This is a genomic window from Bartonella tribocorum (assembly GCF_002778015.1).
GTDB lineage: Bacteria > Pseudomonadota > Alphaproteobacteria > Rhizobiales > Rhizobiaceae > Bartonella > Bartonella tribocorum_B.
Genome location: NZ_NJPP01000003.1, coordinates 74,705 through 91,001 on the forward strand (window position 1 = coordinate 74,705; position 16,297 = coordinate 91,001).

The window sequence follows — 16,297 nt, forward strand, 5'->3', positions numbered from 1 at the left end:
CTATCCCATAATAACTTGTTAGTTTTTTAAAATTTTTAACTAAAAGTAACATGTTGAAAAAATGGGTGGTTTTTTACATCCCCCCCATTTTTCTTTTAGCAACTAGCGACGCAAACCTAACTTTTTGATAAGTGTCTGATAACGATTTTGGTCAACTCCTTTAAGATAATCAAGAAGGCGCCGGCGTTGAGACACCATCTTTAAAAGACCACAACGAGAATGGTTATCTTTTTTGTGCGATTTAAAGTGATTTGTTAAATTAGAAATACGTTCAGAAAGTACAGCAATCTGCACTTCTGGTGATCCTGTATCACCAACTTTATTGGCGTATTCTGCGACAAGAGCTTGTTTACGTTCAGCTGTAATCGACATCGTATCATCCTTTCAAAAAACGAAGAAAAACAAAGTCACCCATAGCCGAGATGTCGTTCAGCTAGGGTCTGCGAGGAAATAAGAAGAGTCGAAGACTCTCACTTATTTTCGCTCTTATATAGGAAAGAAGGTTAAAATACTAGTCCTGATAAGTATTTTGAAGTCTTTCTTTAAATAAAAGCTTTTGTTTTGAAATATTGATTTAAATAGGGTGTTATGAGAAGTTTTTTAAAGATTTACGCATCCTTTTGAGACAAAGATTATGAGTGTGTGGTAACAAAGTGATAAATATCGATTTGGAGGAAAAAGATGCAGAGCATGTCAACATTAAAACTTTTTCGTAATTCGGTATTTCGAAATTTATGGTTATCTACGCTTATTTCTAATTTAGGGGGGCTGATACAGGCTGTTGGAGCAGGGTGGTTAATGGCGTTAATTAGTTCTTCGCATTCTATGGTTGGGCTTGTTCAGAGTGCGACAACATTACCACTTGTTATGTTTTCTTTGATGGCAGGGGCATTAGCGGACAATTTTAATCGGCGTCAAATTATGTTGTGCGCACAGATTATGATGATGGTCATATCCATGAGTTTATCTGTTTTAGCCTATATGGGATTTTTAACACCTTGGCTTTTATTATGTTTCACGTTTTTGATTGGATGTGGCACAGCCTTTTATAATCCTTCTTGGCAAGCAACGATAGGAGATATTGTGAGCAGGGAAAATATTCCTGCTGCTGTTAGTTTGAATAGTGTCGGCTTTAATTTAATGCGGAGTGTTGGTCCTGCTATTGGGGGGGCCATCATTGCAACTTTGGGGGCATCTGCTGCTTTTTTGTTTAATGCTATAAGCTATATCCCTCTTATTGGTGCATTATTTTTCTGGAAATTGAATTATGAAAACAACCCCTTGCCACGAGAAAGACTGTTAGGGGCTGTCTCTGATGGTCTGCGTTATGTTGCGATGTCACCTAATCTTCTGAATATTATGGTTCGAGCGTTCCTTTTTGGTATAGGAGCAATTTCGATTTTAGCCCTTTTGCCAATTGTTGCGCATCAAGTTCTGGGAGGAAGTGCCCTTCTTTATGGGACATTGCTTGGTTGTTTTGGGTTAGGAGCCATGACAGCAGGGATTATTAATGCATTTGTACGGCATCATTTTCGTTCAGAAACAATTATTGCAAGTGCATTTATTGGTTTCGCTTTTTCTTGCTTTTTATTGGGAATAAGCCGCTCACTGATTATAAGCCATATTGCTTTATTTCCTGCAGGTTTATGTTGGGTTTTGGCATTATCATTGTTTAATACATCTGTACAACTCTCGACACCACGCTGGGTTGTTGCACGTTCTTTAGCACTTTATCAAACGGCATCTTATGGGGGGATGGCTCTTGGTAGTGCAATCTGGGGAATTTGGGCTGATGGTTATTCTCCAACAATTGCTTTGAGTATTTGTTCTCTATTCTTGATTGTTGGGGCTCTTGCGGGGGTAAAATTTAGAATTCAAGAAATCCCTCAAATAGATTTGAATCCTCTTGATCATTTTAGAGAGCCAGAACTCTTACTCGACCTAAAAGCAAGAAGTGGCCCAATCATGATAATGATCGATTATCAAATTCATGAAAATGATCTGGAAGAGTTTCTCAAAGTGATGACGCGACGACGCCATATTCGTTTACGTGATGGAGCGCGTCAATGGGTCCTTTTACGAGACCTTGAAAGACCTGAATATTGGACAGAGGCTTATCATATGCCAACATGGGTTGATTACTTACGCCATAACCATCGTCGTACAAAAGCAGATGCTGAAGTCAATAAGCGTTTGCGTCATTTAAATTGTACTCCTAACGGTATAAGAGTGCACCGCATGATTGAACGACAGACAATCCCTCAAGCCAATGAGATGCTTTTAAAAGTCCCTTCTGATCATCTTCCTTAAGGTTAGAGAAGTTTTTTGTAAAATATTAAATATGGCCATATTCTTTTGATCAATTGGTTAACATAAGCACAAAAAAATGAATGACTTAATTATTTGATTTATAATGATATTTTATAATTTTAATGTTGAGTAATAGCCCTAAAAATCCTTAAGCTTCTCTCATTTTAAATCTGTTTATCTCACTTTAATATTAAGTCAATAAAAACTATTTTTTGTACGTTACTAGTGAAGTAAATATGAGAAAGACGATAGAAAAAGAGGAATTTTTGATGAACGATATTAATTGCCAAGGTTTATTGCGACATTTTAAATCGAAAAACAGGATTGTGATACCAGCCTGTACTTTTATCAAGCGTAAAAAATGGGGTTATGCGCAATGGATTTTGTATACTTTACAAACGCTGTCGTGAAATAGGCTCGAGTATATTGAGAAATGTTTCTTAAAAAAGCAAGTGGATAAGCCATACAATAATTTTGTGTTTTGTGCGCTCTATTTTGAGTGAAGGATCACTATATTCCAAGACAGAGAGAAATAAAGGAGCGAGGGAGATAATGCATAATCTCCATTATTTAAAAGGTAAAGCCGCATTGGTAAAAGTAGCTTGCTCCATTTATAGTTTCATATTTTTCCCAAATGAAGCTGTCTTACTTTTTTGATATTACTCAAATAGATATACGTCTAATCATATTTGGTATAGAAAGTTGGAACTGTTTACAAAAGACTAAACTCTTTTAATCTTTGTTTCAAATATGCTGCGATAGCGTGATTGAATATTGCTTTATAAGCAAGAGCGAAAGTACAATTTTATCAGGTAAAAAAGATCATAAAACAAAAAATATACTAACAATAAACTGGAGAGATATATCAGTTTTTTATTTGATACAAAAAACAACAATAAGATACCGATCTTTAAAATTTCTTGTTCTTTACAGATGTGTTTACAGGTTTTTTGTATAATATCCATGATGATTAGAATAATGGCTGATTGTAAGCATAATTATACCATTTGTAGGGGGCAACGATCGATTTTTATGAGATAGACAGTTGGAATGTATCATCTTTGTTGTTTAAAGTCTAAGATTTGAGTTTTCTTGTTCTAAATAAGTCTCTTAGCAAAAAATAGATTGTATAAGTATATTTTATACTGACAAAAACAGTGATTTAGAATGATATCAATTTTCGAGCTTTTAAGATTAGATTCAACGGGCGATTGCAATGCAATTAATTATAAGAATAAATTGTTGTTTTTCACGTTGAATGTAAGATATCTACAATATCATAGGGTTATCTCATTTCAAATCTGTTTAGGTTGAATCAATCTAAATCATTTTCTTGTACATTACAAACGGGGGATAGCGTGTGGGCAAAACGATTAGGGAATAAAAAATCTCTTTATGAAGCTTTTCAAATATAAGGGTTTAACATTAGGGGATAGCAAAGTGTATGAAGGTGTCGGCTTATAGCATTATCTTTAAGTTTTTATATGAATAAGGTAAGTGTAAAGAAATGAAAAGCAATATATTTCTCTTAATTTGATCGAGAACAATATTTTTAATGAGAGATAGTTATAAGAAAGAATCGCTTAAACTGTGAAAATTCGCTTTGGTTTAAATAGACCTTTGTCGAAAATGCCAATCGCAAGAAGTTGTTCTTTATAAAGGACAAAAATCTCTTCTTCATCAAGAAGTGTTTTTTGAGTATATAAAGGAATAGAATGCCCTCTCATAACTCTCTGCGCTTGGGTTTCAGTAAGCGAATAATGAGGAAGGCAATCTAATGCCGCTTCCGTTTCAATTAATAGTTCATCGAGCGCTCTGAAGTCTTTTTCAAAAGAACTCTCATTTTTATCTGTAGTGTTTTTATTTGGCGATATTGCTGCTTTTAGTTCATCCCATGTAATGAGATCCTCTTCATCAAAAGGTGCGACGGCAATACGTCTTAAGTCAGCAATATGCCCATAGCACCCCAAATCACGTCCCATATCGCGTGCGAGCGAGCGCACATAAGTTCCTTTTCCGCAGGTTATTTCAAAGACAGAGTATTCTTTGGTTGGTGTTTCTATTAACTCGAAAGTTTCTATTTCCACTTCACGCGGCGCAATTTCAACGATTTCTCCTTCACGCGCTAGATCATAGGCGCGATTTCCAGCAATTTTAATTGCTGAAAATTGTGGAGGTGTTTGCAAAATAATACCTGTATATTGAGGAAGAAGAGCAAGTATTTCTTCTTGTGTTGGACGCTTGAAAGATGTTTTGGTGATTTCTCCCTCTAGATCATCTGTTGAGCGCTCTTGCCCCCAAGCGATATGAAAACGATAAGTTTTTTTGCCTTGCATCACGTAAGGAACGGTTTTGGTTGCTTCACCCAATGCAATGGGGAGGAGACCAGAAGCAAGAGGGTCAAGCGTACCCGCATGTCCTGCTTTTTGTGCATGAAAGAGCCATTTTATGTGTGAGACAGCTTCTGTTGATTTCATTCCTTTTGGTTTATCAAATATGACCCAGCCAGAAACAGGACGCCCTTTTTTTTTGCGTTGCCGTGCCATATTTTCAATCCTCATCTTTATGACTATGAAGATCGCGCGCAACCTTAGGGGAACGAAGGAGAGCATCAATTTTTGAAAAATTATCAAAACTATTATCAAGTCGGAAACGCAGTTCTGGTATATATTTCATTTGTCGCAATGCATGACTGATTTCTCCACGGAGAAAACGACAATGTTTATTGAGAGTATCAACGATATTGGTATGGGAAGCATTTTTAAGCGTACTGAGAGGTGATACAAAGCAAGTAGCAATTTTTAAATCTGGTGATATGCGTACTTCAGAGACAGAAATGACAATATCTTTCAAGACATCATCAAGCAAAATACCACGTTGTAGTATATGCGCGACTGCGTGACGCACTTGCTCTGCTACTCTAAGTTGCCGTTGTGATGGCCCTGTATTTTTCATCAAAGTTTTATCCTTGCTCAAAAACCTCTTTTTTGACCATCCAGATAAAGAAAAAAGAGACATTGTGTATAAAATTCCCATAACTTTACTCTATTTTAAAATGAGAAAAGTTATGGGGTTATTTTATAATGTACGATTAATATGTTCGATACGGAAGGTCTCAATGATGTCTCCTGCACGCATGTCTTCATAGTTTTCAAAGGCTATTCCACATTCTTGACCATTTTGCACTTCATTGACTTCATCTTTAAAGCGTTTGAGTGTTTTCAGTTTTCCTTCGTGAATAACGATATTATCGCGGATAAGGCGAACGCCGGCTCCTCGTTCTATTTTACCTTCTGTAACACGACACCCAGCAACTTTTCCGATTTTTGTAATATTAAAGACCTCTAGAATTTCAGCATTACCCAAGAAAGTTTCACGCTGTTCTGGTGAGAGTAATCCAGACATGGCTGCTTTGATATCATCAACAAGATCATAAATGATGTTATAATAACGAATTTCAATTCCTTGTGTTTTAGCAAAATCACGCGCCTGTTTATTGGCCCGAACATTAAAACCAATCACAGCTGAGTTAGAAGCTTCAGCAAGAGAAATATCACTTTCTGTAATTCCTCCAGCACCAGAATGTACAACACGCGCACGAACCTCATCATTTCCTAATTTTTCCAATGCTGAAGCGATTGCTTCAATTGATCCTTGCACATCCCCTTTGATAATAAGAGAAAATTCTTTAACACCAGTCGTTTGCAGTTTTGTCATCATCTGTTCGAGAGAACCACGCGAACCGGTTTGTCGAGCAACAGCTTTATCACGTGCTAATCGTTGACGGTATTCAGAAATTTCGCGTGCTTTTGCTTCATGCGTGACAACAGCAAAACGGTCTCCAGCTTGAGGTGTTCCTTGCATGCCTAAAATTTCAATTGGTGTAGAGGGAACGGCTTCTTTTGTATGGCGACCATGATCGTCAATCAAAGCACGCACACGCCCCCATTCATTTCCAGCAACAATAATATCAGAAGGATGTAATGTACCTTTTTGAACAAGAACAGTTGCAACAGATCCGCGCCCACGATCCAATTTGGCTTCAATGACAACACCCTCTGCAGTTCGCTGAGGATCTGCTTTCAGATCAAGCATTTCAGCTTGAAGAAGGATAGCTTCGAGAAGTTTATCAAGATTTTGACCGGTTTTAGCAGAAACTTCAACGTCCAAAGTCTCTCCACCCATCGTTTCAACAAACACTTCATGTTGTAAAAGTTCTGTCCGCACTTTTTGTGTATTCGCAGCGGGTTTATCAATTTTGTTGATAGCAACAATAATAGGGACACCAGCAGCTTTGGCGTGATTGATTGACTCAATCGTCTGCGGCATAACACTATCATCAGCAGCGACAACAAGAACGGCAATATCAGTAACACGAGCTCCCCGGGCACGCATAGCGGTAAATGCAGCATGCCCTGGTGTATCAATAAAGGTAATTTTTTGACCGTTTTGTTCTACTTGATAGGCTCCAATATGTTGCGTAATACCACCTGCTTCACCAGAAACAACATTTGCTTTGCGAATAGCATCCAGAAGAGAAGTTTTTCCGTGGTCAACGTGGCCCATAATGGTTACAACAGGGGGACGCGACTGCATATTTTGAGGATTATCTGTTATATTAAAGATACCTTCCTCTACGTCAGATTCTAAAACACGTTTAACAGTATGCCCAAATTCAACAGCGATGAGTTCGGCAACGTCTGCATCAATAACATCACCAGGTTTCATCATTTGTCCTTGTTTCATTAAAAATTTAATGACATCAACAGAACGCTCAGTCATACGTTGTGCGAGTTCTTGAATAGTAATCGTTTCAGGAAGAACAACTTCGCGAGAAATTTTTTCTCTTGGTTCTTGGTTTTGCGCACGCTTAAACTTTTCCTGCCTGCGCCGCATTGCAGCCATTGATCGTCCTCGTGCACTCCCTTCTTCGTCCAGTGCGCTATTAAGAGTGAGTTTTCCACGACGTCGCTCATCAGCTCCTTTGACAACTTTTGGCGCACGTATTTCTGATTTAGTAGAGTTAGAACGTCGGCCATGCCGTTCTTCCTCTTTACTTTCATCTATTTTACGTTTTTCAATCACTGTTGTACTTTTAGGCGCAATAGGAATATCTGTCTTTTCGATGAGGGAGGGTTCAGAGAGAACAGGTGGAATCTGTACCGCTGATTTTTCTTCTTCTTGTTTTTGAAGCCTTTCTTGTTCTTGAATTTCTTGCTTTAAAATTTCTTCACGCTCTTTCGCAAGTTTTGCTTCCTTTTCGGCTTGTTCTCGCGTTATTTTTTCTTGGATATGTGCTTCTTCTAACGCGCGAAGTCTTGCTTCCATTTCAGCCGATGAAAGATTGCTTTTGGCCACAGATTCTTGAGATTTTTTTTCCTCAAAACGCGGTTTAGAGCGCTGAGGGGCGACATGCGGCTTTGTAATAGGCTGCAAGGTTTCGGCTTTTTCATCAGGTCGTGTAATTTTACGTCGTTTGGTTTCGACAACGACAGCTTTCGTACGACCATGGCTAAAATTTTGTTTGACCGTGCTCGTTTCCAAGACAGACCGCTTGAGAGTTAGTGTCTTCTTGCCTATTGTTTTGTCGTTGTTATTTTCACTCATTGTACTTCCTTCACGGCTTGTGCCGTCATCTCACCGTGCTTACTATGCTTGTCATCACGATAGCTGATCAATTTATATGTCGTTTTGAGAAATCCTTCAGCTGCCTTTGTGTCCAACAAGGCTGCGTGCATGACAGGATTAGAGCCAAAAGCCACGCGCATTTCATCACTTGTAAATAAAGATATGGTTTTTATTATCCGATTTGTTTGTTGTTGTATTGTATGGATAGCCTGTGCAATTTTTCGTTTTCCATCTTCTGTTGTTTCTCTAGCATGAAGTACAAGAATAACTTGACCAGAGCGGATAGCAGCGTCAACCTTCGTTGCTCCCATGACAATAGCTCCCGCTTTTCTTGCCATGGAAAGGCTTGAAAGAGCAGCTTTGAGCAAAAGCGTATCAACAATATGCACAAGATTTGGTGCAACCTCAACATCTGTTTTAAAATTTTTATGAAAAGCTTTCTGTTTGATCGCTTTCTCAATAACAGCGTGATGAGCAGAAATCCAAACGCCGCGCCCTGGTAAATTTGCTTTAAGATCAGGAACAATTTGGTTATTGGGACCAATAACAAAACGGATCAGCGTTTGTGCTGAAGCATTTTGTCGGGTCACAATGCAAGTTCGTTCATTCATTTAAAGTGTATCCACATCCAAATCATCAGTTTTTTCATTTTCTGCAGAATTTTCATCTTCTACAGGACTTTCTGTAATAAGATCGGCTTGGTCTATCCAACCTGCTTGTACACGTGCAGCTAAAACCATAGCTTCTGCATCCTCGCGCGTAATGTCAAAAGGGGTTAAAATACCAGAAAAATTCTTTGTTTGGCCTTCTTTGCGTTCTCTCCAACCAGCTAAATCATCAACAGCATAGCCAGCAAAATCTTCTATTGTTTTTATACCATCTTCACCCACAGCAACCAGCATAGCACTTGTCATTCCAGGAAGTGTTCGCAATTCATCAGAAACTCCAAGCTTTTTGCGTTTCTCATCAAGTTTTTTTTCTTGATGATCGAGATATTCACGGGCCCGACTTTGAATTTCAGTGGCGGTATCATGGTCAAAACCATCAATAGAAGCGATTTCTTCAAGATCAATGTAGGCGATGTCTTCAATAGAAGAAAAACCCTCTGATGCCATAACCTGTCCGATCATTTCGTCAACCTCTAAGGTTTCCATAAACAATTTACTTCGTTCAGTAAATTCTTTTTGACGATTTTCAGATTCTTCTTTTTCCGTTAAAATATCAATGTTCCATCCTGTTAGTTGCGAAGCTAAGCGAACATTTTGTCCACGTCGTCCAATAGCAAGGCTGAGTTGGTCATCTGGCACAATAACTTCGATACGTTCAGCATCTTCATCAAGGATAATTTTAGAAACTTCAGCAGGTTGCAATGCATTAACGACAAATGTTGCAGCATCCGGTGACCAAGGAATAATATCAATTTTTTCGCCTTGTAACTCTGCAACAACAGCTTGTACACGGCTACCTCGCATTCCCACACACGCTCCAACCGGATCAATGGAGCCATCGCGTGAAACAACGGCGATTTTTGCTCTTGAACCTGGATCACGGGCGACCGATTTTATTTCTATAATACCATCATAAATTTCTGGAACTTCCATAGTAAAAAGTTTTACCATAAATTGAGGATGTGTGCGTGAAAGGAAAATTTGTGGTCCACGTGTTTCACGGTGTACATCATTGACAAAAGCACGAATACGGTCTCCATAGCGGAAGGATTCACGAGGAATTAATTCATCACGGCGCACGATAGCTTCACCGCGTCCTAAATCAACGATGACATTGCCATATTCCACACGCTTGACTGTCCCAGAAATAATTTCACCAACTTTATTTTTGAATTCTTCATATTGCTGATCACGCTCTGCATCGCGTACTTTTTGTACAATAACTTGTTTAGCAGATTGTGCTGCGATACGTCCAAAATCCATAGGAGGTAAAAGATCAGCAAAAAAATCACCAATTTTTGCATCTGCTTGACGTTTGAGTGCATCGGACAAAGTAATTTCCGTTGTATAGTCTTCGACAACATCAACGATTTTAAGCAGGCGTTGTAATTTAATTTCACCTGTTTTGGAATTTATTTCAGCACGGATATTGGTTTCTTGACCATAACGAGAACGTGCTGCTTTCTGAATAGCATCAGCCATCGCAGAAATGACAATTTCACGGTCGATTGACTTTTCACGTGCAACAGCATCTGCAATTTGCAGAATCTCAAGCCTGTTAGCGCTTGTAGCCATCAATTTTCTCCTTCTTTGTGCCACACGATGGGTATTTCCCAGTGATATTATTTTTTGAAATTAAGCGTCTGTATTGAATCGGTAGGATTATCTTCGGGAATGAATTGTTGACTTAAATCTTTATCTTTTTTTAATGCATTGCGAATAAGCTCATCGGTAAGCACTAAATGTGCATTTATGATATCACAAAAGGAAATAGAGGTATACATGGCTTCTCCGTAAGCAGCTTTATCAGTACTTAAAATAAATCCATCTTGCGTAATATTGGTAAGTATTCCACGAAATTTTCGGCGCTCATCAATGGTTATTTTGGTTTCAATTTTTGCAAGATGTCCTTGCCAATGAAAAAAATCAGATTTTCTTACCAATGGACGATCAATTCCAGGGGATGAGATTTCTAAATGATATTTGCGTTCAATAACATTTTCCACATCAAGGAGGGGGGAAACAGTCCGACTAACAGTTTCACAATCTTTTACGGTCAAAGAACCATCAGCGCGTTCGACCATAATTTGAAGTGTTAAACCATTTTGTCCAAGAAGCTTCACACGAACCAAACGAAAACCTAAAGGTTTAAGCAGTGGTATGACAAGAGCAGCAACCCGTGCCTCGATACCATCTTCTTCAAACAGGCGTGGTTCGTCAAGATTGCTTATTTTTTCAGCTTCGTTCATACATTTTATCCAAGTCATTTTCGTTAGTTTTATGATATTAAAAAAGAGCAGGTCCAACGACCCACTCTCCATCATAAGACCAAGAACTTAGCTATTAATACTCTCAAATTCAAAATTTTTCAAGTTGTTTATGAGAAAAGCACTTGATCATTTATTTCTTGATAAAGGTAAGGTAGGCAGGCGTTCGTCCTTCGCGTAAAGCTTTTGCTTCATAGCGGGTTCCTCTCCATAGTGGATAAGGATTTTTCCAATCTTGAGGTTTTTCTGCTTTCCACTCAAAATGATCATGGTGTACACAATGACAGAGAGTCCAGTTTACATAACTGTCTATATCGCTAGCAAAGCGGAATTTTTTCCCCGTTTTAAGAACGCGAGCAAAACGGTTAAGATTTTTTATGTTGATGAAACGTCGTTTCCAGTGTTTCTTTTTTGGCCAAGGGTCAGGATAGAAGAGGTCTATTCCATCAAGCGAATTATCAGGAAGCCAATCAAGAAGGCGTGTAGCATCATCATTATAGAGACGAAGATGATTTTGATGATGTGTAAGCTGTTCAAGGGACAATAATATTTTTGCCATGCCATTGATAAAGGGCTCGATGCCGATAAAACCGGTTTGTGGAAACTGTTCCATTTCATGGAGTAAATGTTCACCACCACCAAAGCCGATTTCAAGTCGAATTTCTTTTAATTTGCTCGAAAATAAGGAGGTAAGGTTTGAGGGAGGAGGAACATTTAAATCAATATTAAAATTGGGGAGCAGCATTTTTATACGTGCAAGCTGACTGTTTCGTAATCTCTTTCCTTTTCGACGTCCAAAAAAGGCTTCACTCTTGCGTGTATTATATTTAATCATGGGATTTTGATCATTGTTTGAAGTGTTTTCACGAGATCAGTTTTTTCCCATGAAAATGAACCATCATGCTTTGGTTTTCGCCCAAAATGACCGTAAGCAGCTGTTTTTGTGTAGATCGGTTTATTAAGGTCAAGATGTTTGCGAATTCCAGTGGGGGAAAGGTCCATTATTTTGCGAATGGCTGCTTCGATAACCTTCTCTTCGATTTTTCCTGTTCCATGAAGATTAAGATAAATCGACAAAGGTTGTGCAATACCAATTGCATAAGAGAGTTGAATTGTGCATCGTTCTGCTAAGTGAGCAGCAACAATATTCTTAGCCAGATAACGTGCCGCATAAGCAGCAGAACGATCAACTTTTGTTGTATCTTTTCCTGAAAAAGCACCGCCTCCATGGGGGGCTGCACCTCCGTATGTATCCACGATAATTTTGCGTCCTGTTAATCCAGCATCGCTTTGAGGGCCCCCAATGACAAATTTTCCTGTTGGGTTAATATACCACCTGCATTGAGCAGCAATGGGAATATCATGTAAAGCTTGACGAATATAAGGCTCAACGACTGTGCGGACTTTATTGGAATCCCAACTTTCGTCAAGATGCTGGGTTGAAAGAACGATGGATGTGACCTCTATAGGTTTTCCATTTTTATAGCGTATGGTGATTTGGGTTTTAGCATCTGGTCCTAATTTCCCTGTTTCTCCTTCCCTTTTATGGCGGGCTGCGGCAAGAAGTTTGAGAATCTTATGCGCATAATAGATTGGCGCAGGCATAAGGTCAGGTGTTTCACGGCAAGCATATCCAAACATGATACCTTGATCACCTGCTCCTTCTTCACCATTCCGATCCGTCGCATTATCAACGCCTCTTGCAATGTCAGCAGATTGAGGGCGCAAAAGAATATCAATTTTAGCAGTTTTCCAATGGAAACCTGCTTGTTCATAGCCAATGGCGCGAATAGCACGGCGCGCTGCTGTACGAAAACGCGTAGGATTAATGAGAGGAAAGCCAGTTTCATCATAGATAAATTCTTTATTTTTATCTCTTTTTAAGAGCGTATCGGGAACACGGACTTCACCGGCGATAACAACACGGTTGACACTAACGAGAGTTTCACAAGCAACGCGCACCAACCACGGATCAGTACCAGTCTTTTGCGCTTCTTTATAGATCATATCAACGATTTCATCGGAAATACGATCACAAATTTTATCAGGATGCCCTTCCGATACCGATTCGCTCGTAAAAAGATAATCTTGATGCGGCATGGAAACTCCTTCAAGAAAGAAAACCAACAATTCAATTAATTGCTTACTAAAGCTTCTCCGATTTGCCAATTCCACAGCAAATCGTCAATGCGAATTTATATGAACAGAAGAGAAAAATATAATTTTAATTTTATAGCTTATTTGTCAAATCTTCCTCAGAAAGTGCTTTTGCCAAGTCAATGATTTTTCGACGCACTTTAGCATCAGAGATATTCGTAAATGCCCGCATGAGCTGGATACCTTCGCTGCTAGAACAAAAGTCCATAAAATTGTGATCACTTTCAGCAAAACCTTCTACTTGTTGAGAGGTAAGTCCTTTATCAAAAAAGTAAGAAACAGGGACATCCATAATTTCTGCTATCGCTTGAAGACGACTGGCACCGATACGGTTTGTTCCTTTTTCATATTTTTGGATTTGCTGAAAAGTGATGCCTAATTTTCCCCCTAGTTTTTCTTGAGTAAGCCCTAAAATATTACGACGTAAACGGATACGAGTTCCAACATAGATATCTATAGGGTCAGGTTTTTTTCTAGTTTCGGTCATAATGCAACCCTTTAATTTCCAGCACTTTTCTTTTAAACCAACATCAGATTTATGAGAAGCTGGTTTATCATATAATTAAAATAATATGTAATATTTTTTCCCAATATTACTGGTACACGCAACATAATGCCGTACAAGAAGCACTTGAATCATTTAAGCTGTTTTGTAGAACCAAAACCAATACCACACAGTAGCATAAGAATGAATAAGATAAAAGTAGAGAAAGTTCTGTATTCATTGCTTCCTATCGGGGTAATGGATGATGGAATTTTCGAATCAATAATGCCCACAGCATTCTGTTGAAGAGCTACAACGATTCGTCCATAAGAATCAATAACAGCTGATATTCCATTATTGGCAGCGCGTATGAGGGGGATTCCCAGTTCAATGGCACGAAGCTGTGCTTGTTGAAGATGTTGATAGGGGCCTGGTGTTACACCAAACCATGCATCATTTGTAACATTGATGATTGCTTGAGGACGAGAACCTTTAAAAGTCATTTCATGGGGAAATATTGCCTCATAACAAATCAGGGGCAGATAAGAAAATCCGTTTGGCATTGTGACAGTTTTGCGCACACTTGCAGCACTATATCCACCAATATTATCAGCGAGAATACGCAATCCAATTTTTTTTAATAAATTCTGATAGGGAAGATACTCACCAAAAGGAACCAAATGAAGTTTATCGGAAGTGTGTAAAATATTGCCTTGAGCGTTAATGACTGCAATTGTATTAAAATATTGTATTTGGGAATGAGAAAGATCATCGCTGGCACGTACCGCTCCGATAATAGCCCATTGTTTAGGTTTTAAAAGAGAAGCAATGTGCATTGTGATAGATGAGTTATCATAGAGAAGGTAAGAAACAGAAGCTTCGGGCCATACGATAAAATCGGGTTCTGGATTTTTACCAGTGATTGGTGTTGCACTCAGCTGCATATGCGCTTCCAACATAGCATAGCGTGTATTGTCGCGCAATTTTATATTTTGTTGGATAGAAGGTTGAACAATGCGCACCCAATAATTTCTTTTTTGATCTTCAGCTGTGTTTTCTATCGTATGGAGACGATAAAATCCAAAACCACTATGAATGAGTATAAGCGATAAGCAAAGAGAAAGTGCAGCTTTCTTTTTTTCATCTGTGAGTAAAACAGTTGGCAAACTGTAGGTTAAGACAGCAAGAATATTCATTCCGTAAAGTCCCACGATGGCATCAGATTGCATGAACATCGGGGTTGGCATGGCTGTATAGCCAAGAGAATTCCATGGAAATCCTGTGAATAAGAATGCACGCAACCACTCTGCTAATCCTAAGGCAAAGGCTAAAATAAAAAAGCGTGTTATTCCCTTTGTCCATAATAAGCCGACAATGAAACCAGAAAAAAACCAATAAAGAGAAAGATAGAAAGGAGGAAAAAAAATGGCGAGTGGGACTGCCCAACCAAAAGAATCTGGATCTGTTAACAAAGCATTGCAGAGCCACCAAAGTCCGCAAATAAAATAACTAAAACCAAAGGTTCCACAGCTTAGAGCGTAAGTCAAAAAATGTTTTTTATTGTTTTGAGTGTCTCGTATTGAGTCAAGTAAAACAATAAAGATTGGAAAAGTTAAAAAGCAAAGAGGTGTCAAATAAAAGGGGGGAAGTGCAAAGGAAGTAAAAGCCCCACATAGCAATATCAATGTTTGCCGTTTCCATCCAGTAACAGCAAACAAAAAAACGATGAAATTGTTTAAAAACGCTTGATTATTCTTTAGGGATGGCATTGTTTTCAAAATTTTCATTTTCTGGAATACGAAAAATGCGCAACCGCTTAATCCTACGTTTATCAGCTTCTAGAATACGAAATCTATAGCCAGGGACAGCTTCGACAATTTCACCTTTTGCAGGAATACGATCGAGAATGGAGACAATTAGACCACCAATAGTATCAACTTCATCACCATATTCCCCTACAATAAAATCAGGGCCAAGAGCTTTTTCCACATCTTCTAGTTCAGTTCTTGCATCAACGAGCCATTTACCGTTGGGTTCGCGTACGATAGCGTTGTCGACATGATCATGTTCATCTTCGATATCCCCAACGACTAATTCAACAATATCTTCCATTGAAACGAGACCATCTGTTCCCCCATGTTCATCAATAACTAAAGCCATTTGTGTTCGTGTGGTTTGCATCCGTGTTAATAATTGGCTTGCAAGCATAGAACTTGGAACAAAGAGAACGGTCCGGATCAAATCCAATTCACCGATTGGGGTATGTAAATCTGTATGGTTTAATTGAAGAAAATCGGACTTTTGTTCGGTTTTCGTAGGGTTGATAATAACGCGAGTCATATAATTAAGAATATCGCGGATATGGATCATGCCGCGCGGATCATCTAAAGTTTCAGCATAAACTGGTATGCGAGAATGACCAATTTTTGCAAAACATTTAAGGGCTTCTCCAAGTGAGGTGTTTATTTCTAATGCTTCTATTTCAGAACGAGGTATCATAATATCATCCACGCGTGCTTCACGTAAGCGTAAAATATTATGCAGCATCCTACGTTCTTCGGGTGAGAAGAGGGTGGTATCTTTTTCATTTTCAGTCGTGAGTGCAACGGTAAGATCGTCGCGCAGTGACGTAGACGCACAACTACGACCCCGTAAAAATGAAAAAAAATGATTCATCAGAGAATATTTTTCTGTATGCTTCATCTGTTGAGAGGGATTTTTTTCATTATTAGAAGACGTTTGATTATTATTTTGTGCATTTATTTTGTTTGCCATGGTTTTGA

At 38.7% G+C, this 16,297-nt stretch carries 13 protein-coding genes; 1 reads left to right on the plus strand and 12 read right to left on the minus strand.

The genetic code is table 11. From position 1 onward, the window contains the following. Positions 1–102: 102 nt before the first annotated feature. Entirely contained in the window at positions 103–372 is a 270-nt protein-coding gene (rpsO, locus tag CEV08_RS02150) for a 30S ribosomal protein S15 (protein ID WP_100130146.1), read from the minus strand. Positions 373–681: 309 nt separating this feature from the next. Between rpsO and CEV08_RS02155 the strand changes: the two genes are divergently transcribed. After that, entirely contained in the window at positions 682–2,310 is a 1,629-nt protein-coding gene (locus CEV08_RS02155) for an MFS transporter (RefSeq protein WP_100130147.1), read from the plus strand. Positions 2,311–3,893: 1,583 nt separating this feature from the next. Here CEV08_RS02155 and truB read toward each other — a convergent pair. From truB to CEV08_RS02210, 11 genes are all read right to left on the minus strand, one after another. After that, positions 3,894–4,856 carry a tRNA pseudouridine(55) synthase TruB gene (gene truB, locus CEV08_RS02160; protein WP_100130148.1) on the minus strand — a complete coding sequence of 321 codons (963 nt, stop codon included), beginning with the start codon at positions 4,854–4,856 and terminating at the stop codon, positions 3,894–3,896. A 4-nt stretch (positions 4,857–4,860) separates the two neighbouring features. Further along, positions 4,861–5,265 (minus strand): 30S ribosome-binding factor RbfA, encoded by a 405-nt coding sequence (gene rbfA, locus CEV08_RS02165; RefSeq protein ID WP_100130207.1) that lies wholly within the window; start codon positions 5,263–5,265, stop codon positions 4,861–4,863. Positions 5,266–5,388: 123 nt separating this feature from the next. Continuing rightward, complete coding sequence (gene infB, locus CEV08_RS02170; RefSeq protein WP_100130149.1) at positions 5,389–7,917, minus strand: translation initiation factor IF-2; 2,529 nt, start codon at positions 7,915–7,917, stop codon at positions 5,389–5,391. Next, positions 7,914–8,549, minus strand: coding sequence for an RNA-binding protein (locus tag CEV08_RS02175; protein ID WP_100130150.1), 636 nt, complete (start codon positions 8,547–8,549; stop codon positions 7,914–7,916). Before CEV08_RS02175 ends, infB begins: the two co-directional genes overlap by 4 nt. Further along, the gene (gene nusA, locus CEV08_RS02180; protein WP_100130151.1) at positions 8,550–10,181 is read right to left on the minus strand and encodes a transcription termination factor NusA; all 1,632 of its coding nucleotides are present in this window, start codon (positions 10,179–10,181) and stop codon (positions 8,550–8,552) included. It lies immediately after the preceding gene. A 47-nt stretch (positions 10,182–10,228) separates the two neighbouring features. Continuing rightward, the gene (gene rimP, locus CEV08_RS02185) at positions 10,229–10,855 is read right to left on the minus strand and encodes a ribosome maturation factor RimP (RefSeq protein WP_100130152.1); all 627 of its coding nucleotides are present in this window, start codon (positions 10,853–10,855) and stop codon (positions 10,229–10,231) included. 151 nt (positions 10,856–11,006) lie between these two features. Further along, positions 11,007–11,708: a tRNA (guanine(46)-N(7))-methyltransferase TrmB gene (locus tag CEV08_RS02190; protein WP_100130153.1), complete on the minus strand. Its 702-nt coding sequence runs from the start codon at positions 11,706–11,708 to the stop codon at positions 11,007–11,009. Next, complete coding sequence (gene metK / locus CEV08_RS02195; protein WP_100130154.1) at positions 11,705–12,973, minus strand: methionine adenosyltransferase; 1,269 nt, start codon at positions 12,971–12,973, stop codon at positions 11,705–11,707. Before metK ends, CEV08_RS02190 begins: the two co-directional genes overlap by 4 nt. 130 nt (positions 12,974–13,103) lie before the next feature. Next, positions 13,104–13,517 (minus strand): helix-turn-helix domain-containing protein, encoded by a 414-nt coding sequence (locus tag CEV08_RS02200; RefSeq protein WP_100130155.1) that lies wholly within the window; start codon positions 13,515–13,517, stop codon positions 13,104–13,106. A gap of 149 nt (positions 13,518–13,666) precedes the next feature. After that, positions 13,667–15,301: an apolipoprotein N-acyltransferase gene (gene lnt / locus CEV08_RS02205; protein ID WP_100130156.1), complete on the minus strand. Its 1,635-nt coding sequence runs from the start codon at positions 15,299–15,301 to the stop codon at positions 13,667–13,669. Then, complete coding sequence (locus CEV08_RS02210; protein ID WP_100130157.1) at positions 15,264–16,289, minus strand: hemolysin family protein; 1,026 nt, start codon at positions 16,287–16,289, stop codon at positions 15,264–15,266. The genes lnt and CEV08_RS02210 overlap by 38 nt, the downstream gene beginning before the upstream one ends. Positions 16,290–16,297 lie beyond the last annotated feature (8 nt).

What these genes read in the sequence shown, in the direction of transcription:
- CEV08_RS02210 (WP_100130157.1), bottom strand. Translation starts at nt 16,289, where the DNA reads ATGGCAAACAAAATAAATGCACAAAATAATAATCAAACGTCTTCTAAT.
- nusA (WP_100130151.1), bottom strand. Translation starts at nt 10,181, where the DNA reads ATGGCTACAAGCGCTAACAGGCTTGAGATTCTGCAAATTGCAGATGCT.
- metK (WP_100130154.1), bottom strand. Translation starts at nt 12,973, where the DNA reads ATGCCGCATCAAGATTATCTTTTTACGAGCGAATCGGTATCGGAAGGG.
- rimP (WP_100130152.1), bottom strand. Translation starts at nt 10,855, where the DNA reads ATGAACGAAGCTGAAAAAATAAGCAATCTTGACGAACCACGCCTGTTT.
- CEV08_RS02190 (WP_100130153.1), bottom strand. Translation starts at nt 11,708, where the DNA reads ATGATTAAATATAATACACGCAAGAGTGAAGCCTTTTTTGGACGTCGA.
- rpsO (WP_100130146.1), bottom strand. Translation starts at nt 372, where the DNA reads ATGTCGATTACAGCTGAACGTAAACAAGCTCTTGTCGCAGAATACGCC.
- infB (WP_100130149.1), bottom strand. Translation starts at nt 7,917, where the DNA reads ATGAGTGAAAATAACAACGACAAAACAATAGGCAAGAAGACACTAACT.
- rbfA (WP_100130207.1), bottom strand. Translation starts at nt 5,265, where the DNA reads ATGAAAAATACAGGGCCATCACAACGGCAACTTAGAGTAGCAGAGCAA.
- CEV08_RS02155 (WP_100130147.1), top strand. Translation starts at nt 682, where the DNA reads ATGCAGAGCATGTCAACATTAAAACTTTTTCGTAATTCGGTATTTCGA.
- truB (WP_100130148.1), bottom strand. Translation starts at nt 4,856, where the DNA reads ATGGCACGGCAACGCAAAAAAAAAGGGCGTCCTGTTTCTGGCTGGGTC.
- lnt (WP_100130156.1), bottom strand. Translation starts at nt 15,301, where the DNA reads ATGAAAATTTTGAAAACAATGCCATCCCTAAAGAATAATCAAGCGTTT.
- CEV08_RS02200 (WP_100130155.1), bottom strand. Translation starts at nt 13,517, where the DNA reads ATGACCGAAACTAGAAAAAAACCTGACCCTATAGATATCTATGTTGGA.
- CEV08_RS02175 (WP_100130150.1), bottom strand. Translation starts at nt 8,549, where the DNA reads ATGAATGAACGAACTTGCATTGTGACCCGACAAAATGCTTCAGCACAA.